The organism is Syntrophorhabdaceae bacterium (genome assembly GCA_028713955.1).
Taxonomy (GTDB): domain Bacteria; phylum Desulfobacterota; class Syntrophorhabdia; order Syntrophorhabdales; family Syntrophorhabdaceae; genus UBA5609.
The window spans coordinates 19998-37228 of the sequence record JAQTNJ010000009.1 but is presented as its reverse complement, the minus strand read 5'-3'; the positions used below and the strand labels follow the sequence as shown (position 1 = coordinate 37228).

17 protein-coding genes are annotated in these 17231 nt (G+C 45.0%); all 17 read left to right on the top strand.

What is annotated here, in order from left to right:
* Positions 1–88 precede the first annotated feature (88 nt).
* Complete coding sequence (locus PHU49_01895) at positions 89–829, top strand: cupin domain-containing protein (protein ID MDD5242744.1); 741 nt, start codon at positions 89–91, stop codon at positions 827–829.
* Positions 819–2000, top strand: coding sequence for a GDP-mannose 4,6-dehydratase (gene gmd, locus PHU49_01890; protein ID MDD5242743.1), 1182 nt, complete (start codon positions 819–821; stop codon positions 1998–2000). Before PHU49_01895 ends, gmd begins: the two co-directional genes overlap by 11 nt.
* A 7-nt stretch (positions 2001–2007) precedes the next feature.
* A complete protein-coding gene (locus PHU49_01885) occupies positions 2008–2337 on the top strand; it encodes a four helix bundle protein (GenBank protein ID MDD5242742.1) in 330 nt (109 codons plus the stop codon).
* On the top strand, positions 2330–3514 hold the full coding sequence (locus PHU49_01880) for a GDP-L-fucose synthase (GenBank protein MDD5242741.1): 1185 nt from the start codon (positions 2330–2332) through the stop codon (positions 3512–3514). Before PHU49_01885 ends, PHU49_01880 begins: the two co-directional genes overlap by 8 nt.
* A 233-nt stretch (positions 3515–3747) precedes the next feature.
* Complete coding sequence (locus PHU49_01875; GenBank protein MDD5242740.1) at positions 3748–4923, top strand: NAD-dependent epimerase; 1176 nt, start codon at positions 3748–3750, stop codon at positions 4921–4923.
* Positions 4924–4958: 35 nt separating this feature from the next.
* Complete coding sequence (locus tag PHU49_01870; GenBank protein ID MDD5242739.1) at positions 4959–5381, top strand: hypothetical protein; 423 nt, start codon at positions 4959–4961, stop codon at positions 5379–5381.
* Positions 5378–6499 carry a DegT/DnrJ/EryC1/StrS aminotransferase family protein gene (locus tag PHU49_01865; protein MDD5242738.1) on the top strand — a complete coding sequence of 374 codons (1122 nt, stop codon included), beginning with the start codon at positions 5378–5380 and terminating at the stop codon, positions 6497–6499. The genes PHU49_01870 and PHU49_01865 overlap by 4 nt, the downstream gene beginning before the upstream one ends.
* A 111-nt stretch (positions 6500–6610) precedes the next feature.
* Positions 6611–7495, top strand: a complete 885-nt coding sequence (locus PHU49_01860; GenBank protein MDD5242737.1) for a hypothetical protein — start codon at positions 6611–6613, stop codon at positions 7493–7495.
* A 7-nt stretch (positions 7496–7502) separates the two neighbouring features.
* On the top strand, positions 7503–8303 hold the full coding sequence (locus PHU49_01855) for a class I SAM-dependent methyltransferase (protein ID MDD5242736.1): 801 nt from the start codon (positions 7503–7505) through the stop codon (positions 8301–8303).
* A 19-nt stretch (positions 8304–8322) separates the two neighbouring features.
* Positions 8323–9624, top strand: a complete 1302-nt coding sequence (locus PHU49_01850; GenBank protein MDD5242735.1) for a hypothetical protein — start codon at positions 8323–8325, stop codon at positions 9622–9624.
* Positions 9614–11077 carry a lipopolysaccharide biosynthesis protein gene (locus PHU49_01845; protein MDD5242734.1) on the top strand — a complete coding sequence of 488 codons (1464 nt, stop codon included), beginning with the start codon at positions 9614–9616 and terminating at the stop codon, positions 11075–11077. Before PHU49_01850 ends, PHU49_01845 begins: the two co-directional genes overlap by 11 nt.
* Before the next feature lie 9 nt (positions 11078–11086).
* Positions 11087–11803, top strand: coding sequence for a class I SAM-dependent methyltransferase (locus tag PHU49_01840; protein ID MDD5242733.1), 717 nt, complete (start codon positions 11087–11089; stop codon positions 11801–11803).
* 65 nt (positions 11804–11868) lie between these two features.
* Positions 11869–12450 carry a class I SAM-dependent methyltransferase gene (locus PHU49_01835; protein MDD5242732.1) on the top strand — a complete coding sequence of 194 codons (582 nt, stop codon included), beginning with the start codon at positions 11869–11871 and terminating at the stop codon, positions 12448–12450.
* Between the two features lie 5 nt (positions 12451–12455).
* Positions 12456–13412 carry a glycosyltransferase family 2 protein gene (locus PHU49_01830; GenBank protein MDD5242731.1) on the top strand — a complete coding sequence of 319 codons (957 nt, stop codon included), beginning with the start codon at positions 12456–12458 and terminating at the stop codon, positions 13410–13412.
* A 95-nt stretch (positions 13413–13507) separates the two neighbouring features.
* On the top strand, positions 13508–14575 hold the full coding sequence (locus tag PHU49_01825) for a hypothetical protein (protein MDD5242730.1): 1068 nt from the start codon (positions 13508–13510) through the stop codon (positions 14573–14575).
* Positions 14576–14736: 161 nt separating this feature from the next.
* Positions 14737–15513 carry a class I SAM-dependent methyltransferase gene (locus PHU49_01820; GenBank protein ID MDD5242729.1) on the top strand — a complete coding sequence of 259 codons (777 nt, stop codon included), beginning with the start codon at positions 14737–14739 and terminating at the stop codon, positions 15511–15513.
* Positions 15514–15820: 307 nt separating this feature from the next.
* On the top strand, positions 15821–17152 hold the full coding sequence (locus tag PHU49_01815) for a hypothetical protein (GenBank protein ID MDD5242728.1): 1332 nt from the start codon (positions 15821–15823) through the stop codon (positions 17150–17152).
* Positions 17153–17231 lie beyond the last annotated feature (79 nt).

The window sequence follows — 17231 nt, the reverse complement described above, 5'->3', positions numbered from 1 at the left end:
GAGCTACTACTGGAACTCAGGCATGTTTGCCTTTACCATCAAGGCTATAAAAGAAGAACTCCTCAGATTCGAGCCCGATATCGGCTAGATGGCTAATCTGGGGTTTGAAGAAATGAAGGGGTCATTCGGGAACATGCCGTCGATATCTGTTGACCATGCGGTTATGGAGAGGTCGCGAAACCTGACGGTTGTCCCGATGGGGCTTGCCTGGAACGATATAGGGTCATGGGATTCCATGTTCGAAGTGAGTTTCCCCGATGGTAATAAGGAGAAGGCCGATGACAAAGTCATTTTAATGGATTCCCAAAACACCATCGTTATAGGGAATGATCGGATAATTGTTACCCTGGGACTTGAAGACTGCATTGTTGTAGACACGGACGATGCTCTCCTTATCGCAAAAAAAGGCAGTGGACAAAAGGTAAAGAACGTCATGGAGAATCTTGTTTCTGCAGGCCGCAAGGAAGCCCTTGAACACAGCACCATCCAAAAGCCATGGGGAAGCTTTACCACTCTTCATGAAGAAAAGGGTTTTAAGGTAAAGAAAATATCGATTAACCCCGGCGCGAAATTGAGTCTTCAGCTTCATAAACACCGTGCAGAACATTGGATTGTAGTCAAGGGAAGGGCAAAAATCACCGTCGACGGTATTGTGGATTTGTATAAAGAGAACGATAGTGTTTACATACCCGTATCCGCTAGGCACAGGGCAGAAAATTGTGAATCTACGCTCCTCGAAATAATAGAAGTTCAGTGTGGTGAATATCTTGAAGAGGATGATGTAGCAAGAATTGAAGATATTTATGGGAGGGTCAGCCTTGAACGTTGAACATGGAATGTTGGGCAAGAAAAGAGCGTTAATCACCGGCATCACCGGCCAGGACGGTTCCTACCTTGCCGAATTCCTTTTCTCGAAAGATTATGAAGTCCACGGCCTTATCCGCCGTGCCAGCACCTTCAACACCGGACGTATCGACCATATCTACTCCGATCCCCATACACAAGGCAACAAGCTCTTCCTCCATTATGGCGATCTCTCTGATTCCGGGCAGCTATCGAATTTTATCTATAACATCCAACCCGATGAAATCTATCATCTCGGAGCGCAGAGCCATGTCAGGGTAAGTTTCGATATGCCTGAGTATACGGGGGATATCACTGCCCTCGGAACCACGAGGCTGCTTGATGCTATTCGAAGAAGCGGGATTAAGACAAAATTCTACCAGGCCTCCTCATCAGAGATGTTCGGTGTTTCTCCTCCTCCCCAGAATGAAAATACTCTTTTCTACCCAAGGAGTCCTTACGGCGCCGCAAAGGTCTATGCGTATTGGATGACTGTAAACTACAGGGAGGCATATAACCTCTTCGCCTGTAACGGTATACTCTTTAACCACGAGTCTCCGAGAAGAGGGGAGACATTTATTACAAGAAAAGTTACCAGGGCTATAGGGAATATCCTCGCGGGCAATCAAAAAAAAATATATCTCGGCAATCTTAATGCGAAACGCGACTGGGGTTTTGCGCCCGAATATGTGGAGATGATGTGGCTCATGCTCCAGCAGGAAAGACCAGATGATTACGTGGTAGGAACAGGTGAAAGCCACTCCATCCGTGAATTCGTCAATCTTGCCTTTGCCTATGCCGGTATAGAGATCGAATGGCAGGGCACCGGCACCACCGAAAAAGGAATAGTCGCTTCCTCTCGCCTCCAGCCTCCAGCCTCCAGCCTCCAGCCTGGCGACGTAGTCGTCGAGATTGATCCTCGTTATTTCCGTCCTACAGAGGTGGATGTTTTGCAGGCAGACATCACAAAGGCGCGCAAACAACTTGATTGGCAACCACGGATAACATTCGATGAACTTGTAAAGATTATGGTAGATTACGACCTAAAGATGGTAGGCCTTACTCCCCCGGGAGAAGGCATCGCCGCGTGCCGGACAAAAGACTTCTATTACACGGAACACGCATTCGCTACCAACGAAAAAATCCGAGAGAAATAGATAATCTATGGACTTGAGGGAAGAGGTTAGAGGTATGAGGCGAGAAGCATTTATATATCCATTTGAAAAACTTGATGTTTGGAGAATGGCAGTTGATTTTGCAGAAAAAATATTAGAACTCCTTGAAAACATTCCACCTAATAAACATTTGAGATTGATTTCGCAGTTTCTTTATGTAGCAGAGGGGTCCCTTTATGAAACCATAACAATGATTGAGATTTTTCGAAGGAGAAAAATATTTGACGAGTCAACATGTTTAGCTTTGCGTGATTTATCAGAAGGTATAGATAGAAAATTAAATGGATTAAGAAATTCTCTTGCAGGTAGGCATGTCTAATCCTCCAACCTCCAACCTCCAACCTCCAACAATAGATCTTAGACCAAAACGTATCACAATCACTGGTGGAAAAGGTTTTCTCGGACAGCATCTCATCCGTACACTCCAATCCCGCCGCTGCCGGCATCTTTCCATCGCAGACCTTCCCGAATACAACCTCGTCAATCTCTCTGACATCCGCCGTATGTACGAAGAGCAAAAACCCGACATTGTCATTCACCTTGCCGCCAAGGTTGGCGGTATCGGGTTCAATCAGCAAAACCCAGCCTCGCTCTTTTATGAAAACGCCATGATGGGCATCCAGCTTATGCATGAAGGATACCTTCGTAACATTGAAAAGTTTGTTGCCCTCGGTACCATCTGTGCCTATCCGAAGTTTACCCCTGTTCCTTTTAAGGAAGACGATATCTGGAACGGCTATCCAGAAGAAACCAATGCCCCATATGGCCTCGCAAAAAAGATGATGCTTGTTCAATCCCAGGCATATCGTCAACAATATGATTTTAATTCCATCTTTCTCCTCCCGGTCAACCTGTATGGTCCTGGTGATAATTTCAGCTTTAAATCATCTCACGTGATCCCGGCTCTTATCCGCAAATTCCACCTTGCCAATCTTCTCTCCCGTGGCGATTTCACAGGCATTATCGATGACTTCCTCCGAAATAATGATGGTGAGTTAGAGGTTGGAGGCAAGAGGTTTGAGGTAAAACCCGATTCCCCGGTAGACGAAATTTTGGCAGTTTTAAAGCATTTTGGTATTTCCTATTCCTCCGGCCTCCAGCCTTCTGCCTCCAACCTCTCGCCTTCTCCCTCCGGCCTCTCGCCTACGCCCTCCGTGGAAATCTGGGGCACAGGTTCCGCCACCCGCGAATTTTTCTATGTCAAGGACGCCGCTCAAGCAATAGCATTGGCCACAGAGAATTACGATAAACCCGATCCCGTCAACATCGGCGCCGGATTTGAGATATCCATCAAGGATCTCGTGAACGTGATCATTGATTTGATCGGTTTTAAGGGGTCTATTGTGTGGAACACATCTAAACCGGACGGCCAGCCCCGCCGTATGCTCGATACCAACAGGGCCATGGAGGAGTTTGGTTTTCAAGCCAAGACGCCATTTATCGAGGGTCTCCGCAAGACAATTGACTGGTATGTCTCAACAGGAGAAACAAAATAAACCAGAGTTCACCTGCCTTATCTCTCGCAGAGAAAGACAACAATATGCCTGTGTCCAAAATTATGAGAAAGCTCAATTTTGTCCACACTTCATGCCCTTGTCAGGGCAGAAGTAAATTTTACCCGCAAGGGTGTGAGAATTTGCCGGTATGAATCTTTCTCCCATATCGGCAAAAGGAAATCTTCCCTCTGCGCCCTCTGCGTCTCGAACGACCGCAGGGAGTGGGCGAGAGAATGAAAAAAGCCTTAAATGCCTTGTCTCTCGCAGAGCACGCAGAGCACATGGAGAAAGACAGGATACACCAGAAAAACCGGATAAACTCTATGAACAAGAATAATAGAATCTTAGTAACCGGTGCTGCTGGATTTATCGGTTTTCATCTCTCCAAACGTCTTCTTGAGGATGGGTACACTATAGTTGGTATTGATAATCTAAACAAATACTATGACCCAAGACTGAAGAAAGACCGCCTTGCAATTCTTCTCAAGTCTCCAAACTTTACCTTTTGCAAAATCAATATTGCTAACCGTAAAAAAATGGAGCAACTCTTCAGCTACCAGACTCAAAATGATAGTAATAAATCCAGTATACCATGCAAACGCAGCAAGCTTGACAACCTTGGAAAATTTGATTACGTCATTCATCTTGCCGCCCAACCGGGTGTACGTTATTCCCTGACACATCCTTTTTCCTACATCGATAGCAATATTGTAGGATTTACCAATGTACTCGAAGGTTGTAGACACGGCAAGGTCAAGCATCTTGTTTTTGCTTCATCAAGCTCAATTTATGGTATAAATGCCAAGGTCCCATTCTCGGTGAGCGATAATGTTGACCACCCTGTATCACTATATGCTGCTTCAAAAAAGGCTAATGAACTGATGGCGCATACCTATGCGCACCTGTATGGTCTACCCTGTACCGGTCTCAGATTTTTTACGGTGTACGGTCCATGGGGCCGCCCCGATATGGCCTACTTCTCTTTTACGAAGGCCATCATAGAGAGGCAAACCATTGATGTGTTCAATTTCGGCAAAATGAAACGAGACTTTACCTATATCGACGATATAGTAGAGGGCGTTGTACATGTAATTGATAAGATTCCTAAATCAAATCCTAATTGGGATAGAAAAAATCCAGACCCAGGATCAAGTTATGCTCCTTATAAACTATACAACATCGGTAATAATAATCCCGTGAAACTGATGAGATTCATAGAATTGATAGAAGCAAATCTTGGGGGAAAGACGCGTAAAAATATGCTTCCCATGCAGCCGGGAGATGTACCGGTCACATACGCAAATGTCGAAGACCTTATGAAAGATGTAGGGTTTAAACCATCCACGCCTGTCGAAGTGGGAATAAGGAAATTTGTTCAATGGTACAGAGATTACTATGGGTACAAGTAATAGAGTAAAAAAGAAAAACAAAGAAGAGAGGGAGTATGAATAATTCTTATCTTGAAACAATTATTCACGGTCTTGAGCCAATAGCATTAATTATTCGTGCTGAATTTGATCAACCTGGAATTGAATTTTTTACACCACAAAATTTCTCACAGCAGGTAGCATATATGCGGCATCCCGCAGGGTATCGCATAGACGCTCATGTCCACAATCTCTTGATTAGACAGGTTCTATACACCCAGGAAGTTCTCATAATCCGCAAGGGAAAAATAAAAGTGAACCTCTATAGCTCAAATAAAGAATTAATAGGTGAGCGAATTTTAAAAACTGGGGATCTCATACTTCTTTGCGGCGGCGGTCACGCCTTCGAAATGTTAGAAGAAACATCCATGATCGAGGTCAAACAGGGCCCCTTTGCCGGGGATGGCGATAAAACCCGCTTCGACGAGGAATGCCGGTGATCCCCGTCAATGAGCCCCTCATCGGCGAAAAAGAAATTGCCTATGTCACGGATTGCTTGCACACTGGTTGGATCTCCTCTGCCGGCAAATATATCGAGCACTTCGAGAAAGAATGGGCAGCCTACTGTGGCCGGAAGTACGGGATCGCCGTCAGTAACGGGACAGTGGCCCTGGAGTTGGCTCTCTCCGTTCTTGATCTTCCCGAAAAGGCTGAGGTTATCCTGCCTTCGTTCACTATCGTGAGCTGTCTGGAAGCTGTCCTCCGCAACAACCTTACCCCTGTCTTGGTGGATTGTGATCCTTGGACCTACTGCATGGACGTTGAAGACGTCAGGCGGCGTATCACGCCCCGGACTGCCGTCATCATGCCTGTCCATATTTACGGCCACCCGGCAAACATGGAGGTAATCTTAGACTTGGCCCGTACGCACGACTTGAAAGTCGTGGAGGATGCGGCGGAAGCACATGGGTCGGAATGCCGCGTTCACGATCGATGGCACCGTTGTGGCTCTTTCGGAGATGTTTCTTGTTTTTCCTTCTACGCTAACAAGAACATAACCACCGGTGAAGGGGGGATGGTTCTATCAGACGAAACAGACATAACGAAGAAGCTCCAGAACCGCCGCAACCTCGCCTTCGGCGCCATAGAGCGTTTTCACCACGAGGACCGTGGCTGGAACTTCCGCATGACCAACCTCCAGGCCGCCATCGGCTGTGCCCAATTAGAGAATATTGAGGCATTTCTCAAGCGGAAATGGGATATGGCTGCCCGGTACAACAAAGGGCTTAAAAACTTACCCCTTCGGCTACCTCACATTGAGCCTTGGGCGAAAAGCACCATCTGGATGTACGCCGTGGTCCTGGAAGACCATGTATCCTTCGCCGCCGCCGAATTAGCCCGTCGCCTTCTTAATCTTGGTATCCAGACTCGCCCATTCTTTCTGGGGATGCACGAACAAACCGTTTATCACCGTCTCGGCCTTTTCAGGGATTACTGTTTGCCCGTAACGGAACGTATTGCCCGGCGCGGCCTCTATCTCCCCAGTGGCCAGGCCATAACGGACGAGCAGATTGAAACAGTAATCACATGCGTGCGCAAAATATTCAACGATGCTTGATTCTAAATCAGGGGAACAGATAAAATAACCTCCACACGACTTTCCATGACATGTACTTGATATAAGACCAAATAAGGCACGAATGGATACAGGATCAAAGAGAGGCCTCTTATGAAGAAAATATTAAAGAAATCAGTCAAGAAAGTGCTTGGCAAAATTGGTGCTTATAGCGCGAAATCACGAAATCTTGACGCGAAAAGCTCTCCCGATGTGAAAATCAGTCAGCGACAGCTTTTCAACTTTTATCAGTATGCCATCACTCGGGGCCATCGTTTCGCTCTATCCGACACGGGCTTCCGCAACTATTCCCAATTTGAGGAAGACGGGATTCTTCTTTATATTTTCGCTGCTGTAGGCGTACCATATAAAACCTTTATCGATATCGGATCAGGGGACGGGATTAACAGTAATTGCGCAAACTTAGCCGTTAATTTCGGCTGGCGGGGACTTTTTATAGATGGCAATCCCACAAACATCGACAGAGGAAAAAAATATTACGCAGGCAATCCCGACACCGCCCTTTACCCCCCAACATTTGTTCAAGCATTTATTCAGCGCGAAAACATCAACGAACTGATTCGAGACAATGGTTTTGCCGGGGAGGTAGATTTGATGTCGATTGATATTGATGGCAACGACTATTGGATATGGGATGCGCTGACAGTAGTGGAACCCCATGTGGTGATAATCGAAACTCATATAGAGTTCGGTATGAATAGTATCGTCGTCCCTTATGACAAGGATTATTCTTATCCCGGGAAGCATCCCGATTATCATGGTGCATCACCCGTAGCGATGGAAAAACTTGCGCGGGGGAAAGGATATCGCTTGGTGGGAGCCAACAACTATGGTTTTAATACAATTTACATAAAGAATGGTATCGGTGAAGACATTTTGCCTGCTGTCTCCGTTGAAAGCATCCTCCAGCACCCACGAAACAAGGAACGGTACAAGCTATTTGAACCCATAAAAGACTGGGACTACCTGCACGTGTAAATTGCATATGGTGAAAGAAACAGAGCAAAACCGCACCACCGTTTTTAACGACTACGCCCGCTATTATGACCTGCTTTACCGCGACAAAGATTACCAAGCGGAGGTGGATTATATAACTAGGCTGATCAACCGATTTCGCCCAAAGGCCCGATCCATCCTCGAGTTGGGTTCTGGAACAGGCATCCACGCCTCCCTGCTGACTGAAAAAGGCTTCACAGTGCACGGCATTGAGCGTAGCCTGGAGATGTTGAAACGCGCCCTGAATCTCGCTGAAATCCACAAACAGGACCATCCGGAATCATTCCTGATTTTTACCGAAGGCGATATCCGGACAGCCCGCCTTCCTAAATCCTTCGATGCCGTTATCGCCATGTTTCACGTCATTAGCTATCAGGCAACCAACGAAGATGTGAACGCGGCATTCGAAACGGCTAGGCATCATCTGAATCCAGGCGGTGTCTTCATCTTCGACGTCTGGTACGGACCAGCGGTGCTGATTGAAAGGCCATCCGTCAGAATCAAACGCATGGCGGATGATCAGACTGAAGTTACCCGTCTGGCGGAGCCGGTTCTTTATCCCAACGAAAACCGGGTGGATGTGAATTATCATGTGTTTGTCCGCAACATTGCCACCAATACCGTTGCTGAATTGAAGGAAACACACATCATGCGGTATTTCTTCAAGCCGGAAATCGAGCGGATTGCAACCCGTGCCGGTTTTCAATTCCTGCATGCCGAGGAATGGTTGTTCGGGAAAGCAATTGGTTGTGATACCTGGGGTGTTTGTTTCGTTCTGAAAACCGCATGAGAAGAGACACGGGGCATAGATGACCAGGTTGAATTACGTCAGCAGGATTCGCAATGCCATTCAAAGGAAAGGACTGAAGGGTACCGCCTACCATATCTGCAGAGTCGGCGCGCAGAGAGCGACTTCTTTGCCGGTTCATCTAAAAAAGCAATATGATCTCAAAACGAAACTGCCAAAACGATTAGAAATGGTGAAGGCTGAGCTATTGCAACGGCCTACCCAATATTTTCAAGAGATCCGAAGCAATACATTGGCGTATATCGAATCGAATCACAAACCGGAGGTCAACGCAGGCACTTATTCTTACAAACCCGGCGGATTACCGATCCTTTACGCATCATGCTATGCGGCCCTAACCCGACATCTTTACAAAGATCTTGCAGGAATATTCGAATCATCCCGCCATGAATGGATTAGATATATTCAGAGCTTCCAAGCGGATGATGGCCTGTTCCGTGATCCGGTGATCTCTATCCCATTAGCGGAGGAAGTTGACTGGTGGGGATGGCGCCATATGACTTTGCATGCCCTGATGGCCCTAACCGCACTGAGGGGTGTCGCCGAAAAACCATTCGATCTGATAAGGCCATTTAAAAAGAAGGGTTACATGTCCAGCTGGCTGAAATCCCGAAACTGGAAGGTTGATTCCTCCTCGGTGAGCAATGAAATTCAGAATTATGCTGTCATGCTCCAGTACGCCAGGGATTTTCAGCGGGAAGCCTGGTGCAACGACACCTTGCGAGAGATGTACGACTGGCTGGATAGAACGCAGGACCCCGAAACGGGCCTGTGGGGAGACCGTTTTGATGACCCCGTACGCTTATCCACCGGCGTACAGACGGGCTATCACCTCTGGCTTCTCTATTTCTACGACAATCGTCCCATCCGGCATATCGAACGAATCATTGATAGTTGCTTGGCCTCCCAAAATATCTATGGCGGTTTTGGCGTGCCCTTGAATTCAAGCGCCTGCGAGGACATCGATTCCATCGATCCCCTCGTTCGCTTTTCCTTCCTTACGGATTACCGGAAGCAGGATATTCGGCAAGCATTGAAAAAGGCATTTACATGGATACTGGTGAACGCAAACCCCGACGGAGGCTGGGTATTCCGTCGCCTTGAGGCGCTTCAGTACGGACATGAAAAGATGCGGACCGAGGCCGAGGAAAGCGCCATGTTTCCCACCTGGTTTCGAACGTTGACGCTTGCCTATCTGGGGAAGGTGCTCACGGACACCCCTCTTGCCACGTATCCGTGGGCGTTTTTAAACAGTTCCGGTCTTCAGTTTTGGACACAACAGGCGGCGCCCCATGAATACTGAATCCGTAACCGACAAGGCGACACGTTCTGTGAAGTGGTCGGCCTTGATGGAGGTCGTTTCACGGACGGCCTCGCCAATCATCTTAATCATCTTGGCTCGTCTTCTGACGCCAGACGATTTCGGCGTTGTAGCGACGGCCATGATTTCAATCAGCTTTGCTCAGATGTTCTGGGATGCGGGTTTGAGCAAAGCCCTTATCCAAACAAAAGAGGCACCGGAAGATGTGGCCCATGTGGTATTCTGGACCAACATCTTTCTGGGCGTACTGATTTATGGTATTCTCTTCATTTTGGCCCCCGCCATCGCCCTTTTCTTTAACAGCCCCGCTTCTGGGCCTGTGCTTCGGGTCTTGGGATTCCAGATCGTAATCGCTTCTTTTTCGTCCGTGCAGCAGGCCCTGTTCGTCCGTGATCTCGCTTTTCGCAATCTTTTCTGGATCAAGCTACTCACCGCTTTTATCCCCGGTTTGTGTTCTATCCCCCTGGCTATCTTCGGCTACGGCGTCTGGGCCTTGGTCGCCGGTTCACTGGCCGGGCAGGCCCTTAATTGCTGGCTGTTGTGGCGGCGAAGCGCCTGGCGACCAAAAATTACTTATAATAAAGAATTAGCCCGTAAATTATTTTCCTTTGGCTTCTGGGTGCTTCTGGAGAGTTTCGCCGCATGGCTGATTATATGGGGCGATAACCTCATCGTGGGCCGGTTTCTCGGCGTCCATGATCTCGGTGTGTACCAGACAGGCTGGATGCTCGTGACAATTCTGTTTGGACTGACCCTCAATCCCTTTCTTCCGGTACTCTATTCGACCTTTTCCCGGCTTCAGGATGATTTGCCTGCTTTGAAAAACACTTTTCACAAGGTCAATAGGGTTGTCATGGCGCTGGCGCTACCTATGGGTGTAGGTCTTTTGCTCGTCGGTCCCGAACTGGCCGATCTCCTGTTTGGCAATAAATGGCAAGGGTTAGGATTTGTAGTGAGTGTGATCGGTTTTATGATGGGTTTGGGGTGGATCGTTGGAATAAATGCCGAACTCTACCGCGCTATGGGTAGACCGGATGTAAACACAAAGTTAATGTTTGTAGCAATATTGTACTACCTACCAGCGTATTATGTTGCATCTCAATTTGGTTTAAAGACTTTTGTAATCACTCGCCTCGTGGTTGCCTTAGTTGCTATACCTATTCACATTTATTTATGCACGCGTATGCTTGGGTTCCCCTCTTTTTATCTCTGGTATGCAGGGAAAAATATTATTCTGGCAACTTTATTTATGGGGATTATTGTCGCAATTCTAAAAAGCAGTATGAAAATTTTCATGCCCGATTTGCAAAACCTTCTGACACTTCCCCTTTTAATCATTACAGGCATAATTGTTTATGCTGGATCTTTATGGCTGAAGGATCGATCTTTCATAATTCAAATAAAAGGCCAGCTCATGCGAGCAGTACAAAGTTGAGGAGGCACCTTGGACAATGACGAAAAGACGATGTATCGTGGCTGGGAATACGCAAAGACTGGAGATTATCACCGTAAGCTTGACCCGAACTGGTCATACACACCAACATATTTACGAAAGATGACTTTTGTGCGTCAAAAAATTCAGGAGATGGGGAAGAATGCAAGAATACTGGATGCCGGCTGTGGCGAAGGCGTATTGGTGGAAGATTTCAGTATGCATGGATATCAGATTGAGGGTTTGGATCTGAACTATGAGAGCCAATATGTTACACGTGGATCCGTTTTGACTATACCCTACGAGAATGAAACATTTGATTTGGTTCTCCTCTTGGACGTCTTTGAACATTTAGCTTATGCTGACCAACCAGCCGCGCTGGCTGAAATTCTACGAGTTTTGCGGGAGAGAGGTAGTTTCATCGCATCCATCTCGAATCTTGCCCATTTGAACTCACGTTTCAGGATGGCATTCTTTGGGCAATTGGATCGCACGGACATTGAGACAAACCATATTGGAGAAAGACCTTTTAGAGAAAACCGGCAGCTCCTTCAACGGGCAGGTTTCGAAATTTATCAGATTAAAGGAATTACGTTGACAGTGCCTTTCATTTACCGAAGAATTATTTGCCGGCACCCTGCCTGGTTTCGGTGGTTTCATGATTTGATGGAACCAATGGCGGTTCCGGCACTAGCAATGATTAATATCTTTGTATGCCGTAAAGTATAATGTCTATTTCATTAATCAAAAAAACGATTCGGAAAACACGGGCGATGGTGGCCCAGATAAAGAATATGCTGCCATTTCTGCCGGAATATATGCGTTTTCAATGGCATGGCCACAAACAGGCCTGGCAGATTTTTACGCATATGACCAAACAAGAGCGGTTAATACTTTACAGACTTGCTCTCGATCAATCGCCGGATAGTGTCTTGTTGGAAATTGGAAGTTACATAGGTGCGAGTTCCTGTTTTCTTGCTGCTGCTGCATCGGAAATACAGGGGAAGGTAAAGGTTTACTGCGTAGATACTTGGCAGAATGAGGGTATGTTCGAGGGACAGCGGGATACGTTTGATGAATTTCGGAAAAATACGGCAAAATACGAGGAATTTATCGTGATATTAAAGGGCACAAGTCACGAAATAGCCAATAATTTTTACAAAAAGGTGGATTTCCTTTTTATTGATGGAGACCATTCATACGAAGGCGTTAAATCGGATGTGGATGACTGGTTTCCGAAACTCAATGACGGCGGCATAGTCATTTTTCATGATATTGGTTGGGCCGAAGGAGTCCAGCGAGTTGTTGAAGAGTCTGTTCGGCCGCATGCAAAAAGAGAAAGCCGTATGCCCAATATGTACTGGGCATGGCTGTAAATTTAATGAAAATCTCAGTTATTATCCCTACATATCAACGTACTAATTTTTTACGCGAAACCCTTGAGTGTATAATAGAACAGGACTTTCCTAAAGATCAATACGAAGTTATAATTGTGGACAATGCGGTGGAACCAACACAAGAACTCATCGATTTAGCAAATTCGTTTGCCTATCCATCAATTAATTATGTACATGAATCAAAAAATGGTTTGCATAATGCCCGTCACGCGGGGGCAAAGGCTGCTAAGGGAGAGATACTTGTTTATATTGATGATGATGTGATATGTCCCCGCGGATGGCTCACTGCAATGGCGGTGCCGTATTCTAATCAAGAAATTGCAATGGTAGCTGGGAAAGTCATATTACGTTATGAAACCGATCCACCAAACTGGTTGTTTCAGTTCAGTGGCATTCTTAGTGCTCTTGATTTGGGTGATACGTCTTGTATGGTAGAACCTTATATATCACCAGTAGGTTGCAATATGTCGGTACGCAAATCTGTATTGTTTGATTTAGGCGGGTTCAACCCTGATGCCTTCGGAGACAAAAGCTTAATAAATTTCCGTGGTGATGGTGAATGTGGTTTGGCTCGTAAAATACATGACACAGGTTTTGGTATGTGGTATGCGCCTGATGCGTGGTTGGAACATAGGGTGCCAAGTAAACGTATGACGGAGAAATACATTCAGTGGCGAAATACTATTGGAGGTATTGAGGATGCATACGCTGATTTGCGTTACCACCGGCGAACCATGCCAGGACTGTTGTTGAGATGTGGTCTGTCTGTATTGTATCTTATCTATCATCGTTGTCAGGCATATCGGCACCGGCGTGACGTTGGCAGACGTATTCAACACCTGGCAGCGGCAAAACGATATCAGTATAGGGGCATTCAAAGACTGAAGCAAATAATGTCTGCAACACTTAGAGGACACACTACTCAAATGAGTTATCTGTAATAAGGGTAGTAATGCGAAAACGAAGCTACCGTATCGGCATTCTGTATCCCGTGAGCTACTTGGATAGTGTACCCTGTATACGCAACATGGCTCTCATGTTGGCGAAAGAAGGGATATTGGTTGAAATTTTTATTCTTGAAAGTGGTACTCACAATAATGATGTCTGGTTGCCTGAAAAGAATATCAAAATTCATTGCTTACCCTTGAAATCGAAACGGGGTTGTCTGTTGAGTCGGCTACCCAATATTTTCACCTTTACAGTTTGGGCTGGAAACCTATGTCGTGGGAAGCAGTTTTCTTGTTTTGTCGGTGTTGATCCGGTCGGTCTTGTGAGCGCAGCGGTCCTTGGATCGTTTTTCCATGTGCCGTGGGTTTACCATTCGCTTGAATTGATCATTTCAACAGATCCGATTCGCATGTATCGCGGTTATAAAAACCTGGAGGTCTGGGCGAGTAGAAGATCGTCTTTAATCATTATCCAGGATGAAATGCGGGCTCGCCTGATGGCAGAAGACAACGGAATACCGATGGACCGCTTTGTTTTTCTGCCCAATTCCCCCATAGGCCCTGCATTCCGCCATAAGACATTTGTCCTGCATAAAAAATATGGGTTTGACAACGAAGGAAAGATACTTTTTTATGCTGGCAGTATCTCCGACTACTTCTGGTCATGTGATCTGGCAAAGGTAGCGCAGCACTTTCCGGCCAATTGGAAATTGGTTTTTCAATCTAGGTATAGTCAGGATTCATTGAGCAATTATTTTGGTAACCTTCTTGAAAACGGTACGGTTTTTGTTGCGAACCGGGTAGTCCCCGGTGACTTATTACCAGAATTGGTTAGTTCAGCCGATATAGGTATTGCGCTCTATAACATGCCTGGATCCCCCAATGTGATTTATATGGGTAAGTCATCGGGCAAATTAGCGCAATATTTACAGTGCGGACTGCCCGTTATAACTAATCGAATGCCCGGATGGGAAAAGTGGCTGAGTAAATACCATTCCGGGGTTGCTATAGATTCGCCCAATGAGGTCAAAAATGCCGTGGCAACAATACTTGCAGATTATGATTCTTTCTCACAAGGAGCTATAAGCCATTTTGAAAATGAGCTCCGGTTTGAAACAGCCTTCGAAGGTTTAATAAATCGACTGCATACGTTATAAGAATGATAGAAACGAACTGCCCTGTTTGCGGAAATTCTAACTTTAGTTTTCTTTTTCGTGATCACAATCGGCGAGATAAGATTGACTGCTCCGGTACTTATGTACAATGTAAAGAATGTTCTTTGGTCTATCTACGGGAGCGGCCGCCGTGGGAAGAGATCGTGAAGTATTATTCTTCGATGGATGAAGACCACAACACAAACGCAGGACAAGCAGATGCAGTTACATTAAGGCAACAGGCTGAACAACTTGTGCCAAAATGGAAGCAGGCTTTACGCAAAAGTCGTTTTCGGCCCCATTCCTGGCCGTTAGAACGGGTGTTGCTAGAAAATAAACGGTTTTTGGATCTGGGTTGCGGGAGCGGAGCAAAGCTTTTTGAGTTTGCTGGGCGTGGTTACGAAATATGGGGTGTGGATGTTGGGGTTGATGCCATCCGACTTTGCAAGGATCTGCTGCCGCAGGGACATTTTTTTCAAGGGGCACTGCAAGAGGCCGATCTGCCTGATAACTATTTTGATTATATTCGTATTGATAACGCCCTTGAGCACGTGCCGAATCCAAAAGAAGTTATTAAGGAATGCCGTCGCCTCCTTTGTAGGGAGGGGCAACTTATGATCTACGTGCCGCATGGCAGAAGCTTGAGCATGCGGCTTTTGAAAGGGAACTCAATTTCTGCGTGGATACCATTTCATCTGCAACTATTTACGCGTAAATCCTTAAAGCAGTTGCTATCAAAAGTGGGTTTTAAAGATATTCAGATTTACGATTATAATCCCCCATCATGGCTGCCATCAAGTATAATGCAGTGGAAATACCGAGAACAAGCGGCAGCGAAATATTACTACCCCCCTTGGCTTTCTTTTGCTTGCTACCCTTTAGGCTATCTTGCCGCAAAATGTGGACTAGGGGAAGAATTGGTAGGAATAGGAAGATTGTAGTAGTAGCTTGATCTGATAGTTTGCAAAAAACTGTTCGCAGGGACAATGGGATAAAGGTGTCCCGCAGGCATGAAACTACGCTTGCGATTTTTACCAGGCCATGGTTTAATAAAAACTTGTTTTGCAGCAAATGAACAGTAATCCTGCCTATATATCAACCTCGGAGTTGTGCAACCAACAAAGTGTCACGCTGAGAAGAATTGTGCGCATATTTTGTGCTTTGAGTTCAATCTGCCTCCTGCTAAGTATTTTTTGTACTCAAGACATGGATATTTCGATAATCACGGCACTGTATGTGATTATCTTTATGATGTTTGTATATGTAGTCAGCATGCAAAGAACATTCCTGTCGCCACTAATAATGGTGTTACTTTTTGCGATAGGCTTTTTACTCAAGCTGGCTGTCAATATCTATAACTATACTGAATTGGAAACATCTGGGTGGATGGCTATTGGTAATTTCGGTTTCTCATTTAAGGAGTTTTTGGAGCTTTATATTATTGTAATCGTTGGATTCTCGGGCATTTTATTTGGGTTGGTTTCTTTCAAATATTTTGTTTCTTCAAAAGTTAAATGTGTAATCATTAAAAAGCAGAACCGAATCAGTAATGCGTATTTCAAGAAACTTATTATTGGTTGGTTCGTTGCTTTTCTCGCATTGATTTTACTTATGAAATATCTGGGAATTGGTATTCACGGATTCGCTACCGAGGAAGAACAGAGACTTCCATTCAAACTCGTTGGGATTATGTTATATTTTCGTGGAATGTTTTTCCCGGCAATGGGAGTTATACTCCTTGATATTGCACATACCAAACGTGAAAAAAACATATTCTATCTCATACTTGCATTGATTGTTGGCTTAACTGGATTGATAGCAGTTTTTAGTTTAAGTCGAAGTTCCGTTTTCATTCCAAGTATGATTGTTGTTCTATATATGGTTGCAAATAGAAATGAATTTGGCCTTAAAGCGAGACATTTACTTTGTGGCAGTGTTATTTTTTTAGTCTTATTGTCGGGAGCAGTAATTATCGAGGTTTTTAGAGGCATGATTTATCAAGAAGGACAGGATATTTATGATGTTACCCTGTTTTTTAATGTTTTGAGTTCTATTGATTTAAGCGCTCCCTTTTCATTTATGGCGTCAATGTTGACTTCACGAATCGAGGGATCCCGAGAGTTAATGGCAGTCATGAGTTCTTCTCTTGCTGGTATTTATACATTCTTTCAAGTTTTTTTTAATACTGGCGATGTAAACATACCGATCAATGTTTATAATATTAATATACAAACCCTAGGGCGGGCATATGGTATGACAATCGGCATGCTCGGATTGCTTTATGTTTCGAAAAATTTACTGTTGGTATTTATAGGAACTATTTTTATGACGTATCTTTTTTTGTTAGTAGAATATATTTTTTCAGTGAGAGGATTTAGAATCGCGGGATTTTATTTGTCATGTGTATGGATTATTATTATATGGATGAATATAACATCATTTTTCTTTTTTAGATATTTTATGATTACACTACTTCTATTATTTACTGTTAACTTTTTAAATAATAGATTTGTATTTAAAGCAGTTCAGCGTCCATACTCATATCTTTCTTCGCGGCATAATAATCTGGGTCCTTTATAACTTGTGCCCGTTATTATAATGAAATAAATAATCTACGTTTTACCTTCTCTGAAACATGGTTGGGTTAAGCACCCAAGTG

Excerpts from the sequence above, each read along its gene's own strand:
- PHU49_01895 (MDD5242744.1), top strand. The coding sequence starts at position 89 with ATGGCTAATCTGGGGTTTGAAGAAATGAAGGGGTCATTCGGGAACATG.
- PHU49_01885 (MDD5242742.1), top strand. The coding sequence starts at position 2,008 with ATGGACTTGAGGGAAGAGGTTAGAGGTATGAGGCGAGAAGCATTTATA.
- PHU49_01880 (MDD5242741.1), top strand. The coding sequence starts at position 2,330 with ATGTCTAATCCTCCAACCTCCAACCTCCAACCTCCAACAATAGATCTT.
- PHU49_01875 (MDD5242740.1), top strand. The coding sequence starts at position 3,748 with ATGAAAAAAGCCTTAAATGCCTTGTCTCTCGCAGAGCACGCAGAGCAC.
- PHU49_01870 (MDD5242739.1), top strand. The coding sequence starts at position 4,959 with ATGAATAATTCTTATCTTGAAACAATTATTCACGGTCTTGAGCCAATA.
- PHU49_01860 (MDD5242737.1), top strand. The coding sequence starts at position 6,611 with ATGAAGAAAATATTAAAGAAATCAGTCAAGAAAGTGCTTGGCAAAATT.
- PHU49_01855 (MDD5242736.1), top strand. The coding sequence starts at position 7,503 with ATGGTGAAAGAAACAGAGCAAAACCGCACCACCGTTTTTAACGACTAC.
- PHU49_01850 (MDD5242735.1), top strand. The coding sequence starts at position 8,323 with ATGACCAGGTTGAATTACGTCAGCAGGATTCGCAATGCCATTCAAAGG.
- PHU49_01845 (MDD5242734.1), top strand. The coding sequence starts at position 9,614 with ATGAATACTGAATCCGTAACCGACAAGGCGACACGTTCTGTGAAGTGG.
- PHU49_01835 (MDD5242732.1), top strand. The coding sequence starts at position 11,869 with ATGCTGCCATTTCTGCCGGAATATATGCGTTTTCAATGGCATGGCCAC.
- PHU49_01830 (MDD5242731.1), top strand. The coding sequence starts at position 12,456 with ATGAAAATCTCAGTTATTATCCCTACATATCAACGTACTAATTTTTTA.
- PHU49_01825 (MDD5242730.1), top strand. The coding sequence starts at position 13,508 with ATGTTGGCGAAAGAAGGGATATTGGTTGAAATTTTTATTCTTGAAAGT.
- PHU49_01815 (MDD5242728.1), top strand. The coding sequence starts at position 15,821 with ATGATGTTTGTATATGTAGTCAGCATGCAAAGAACATTCCTGTCGCCA.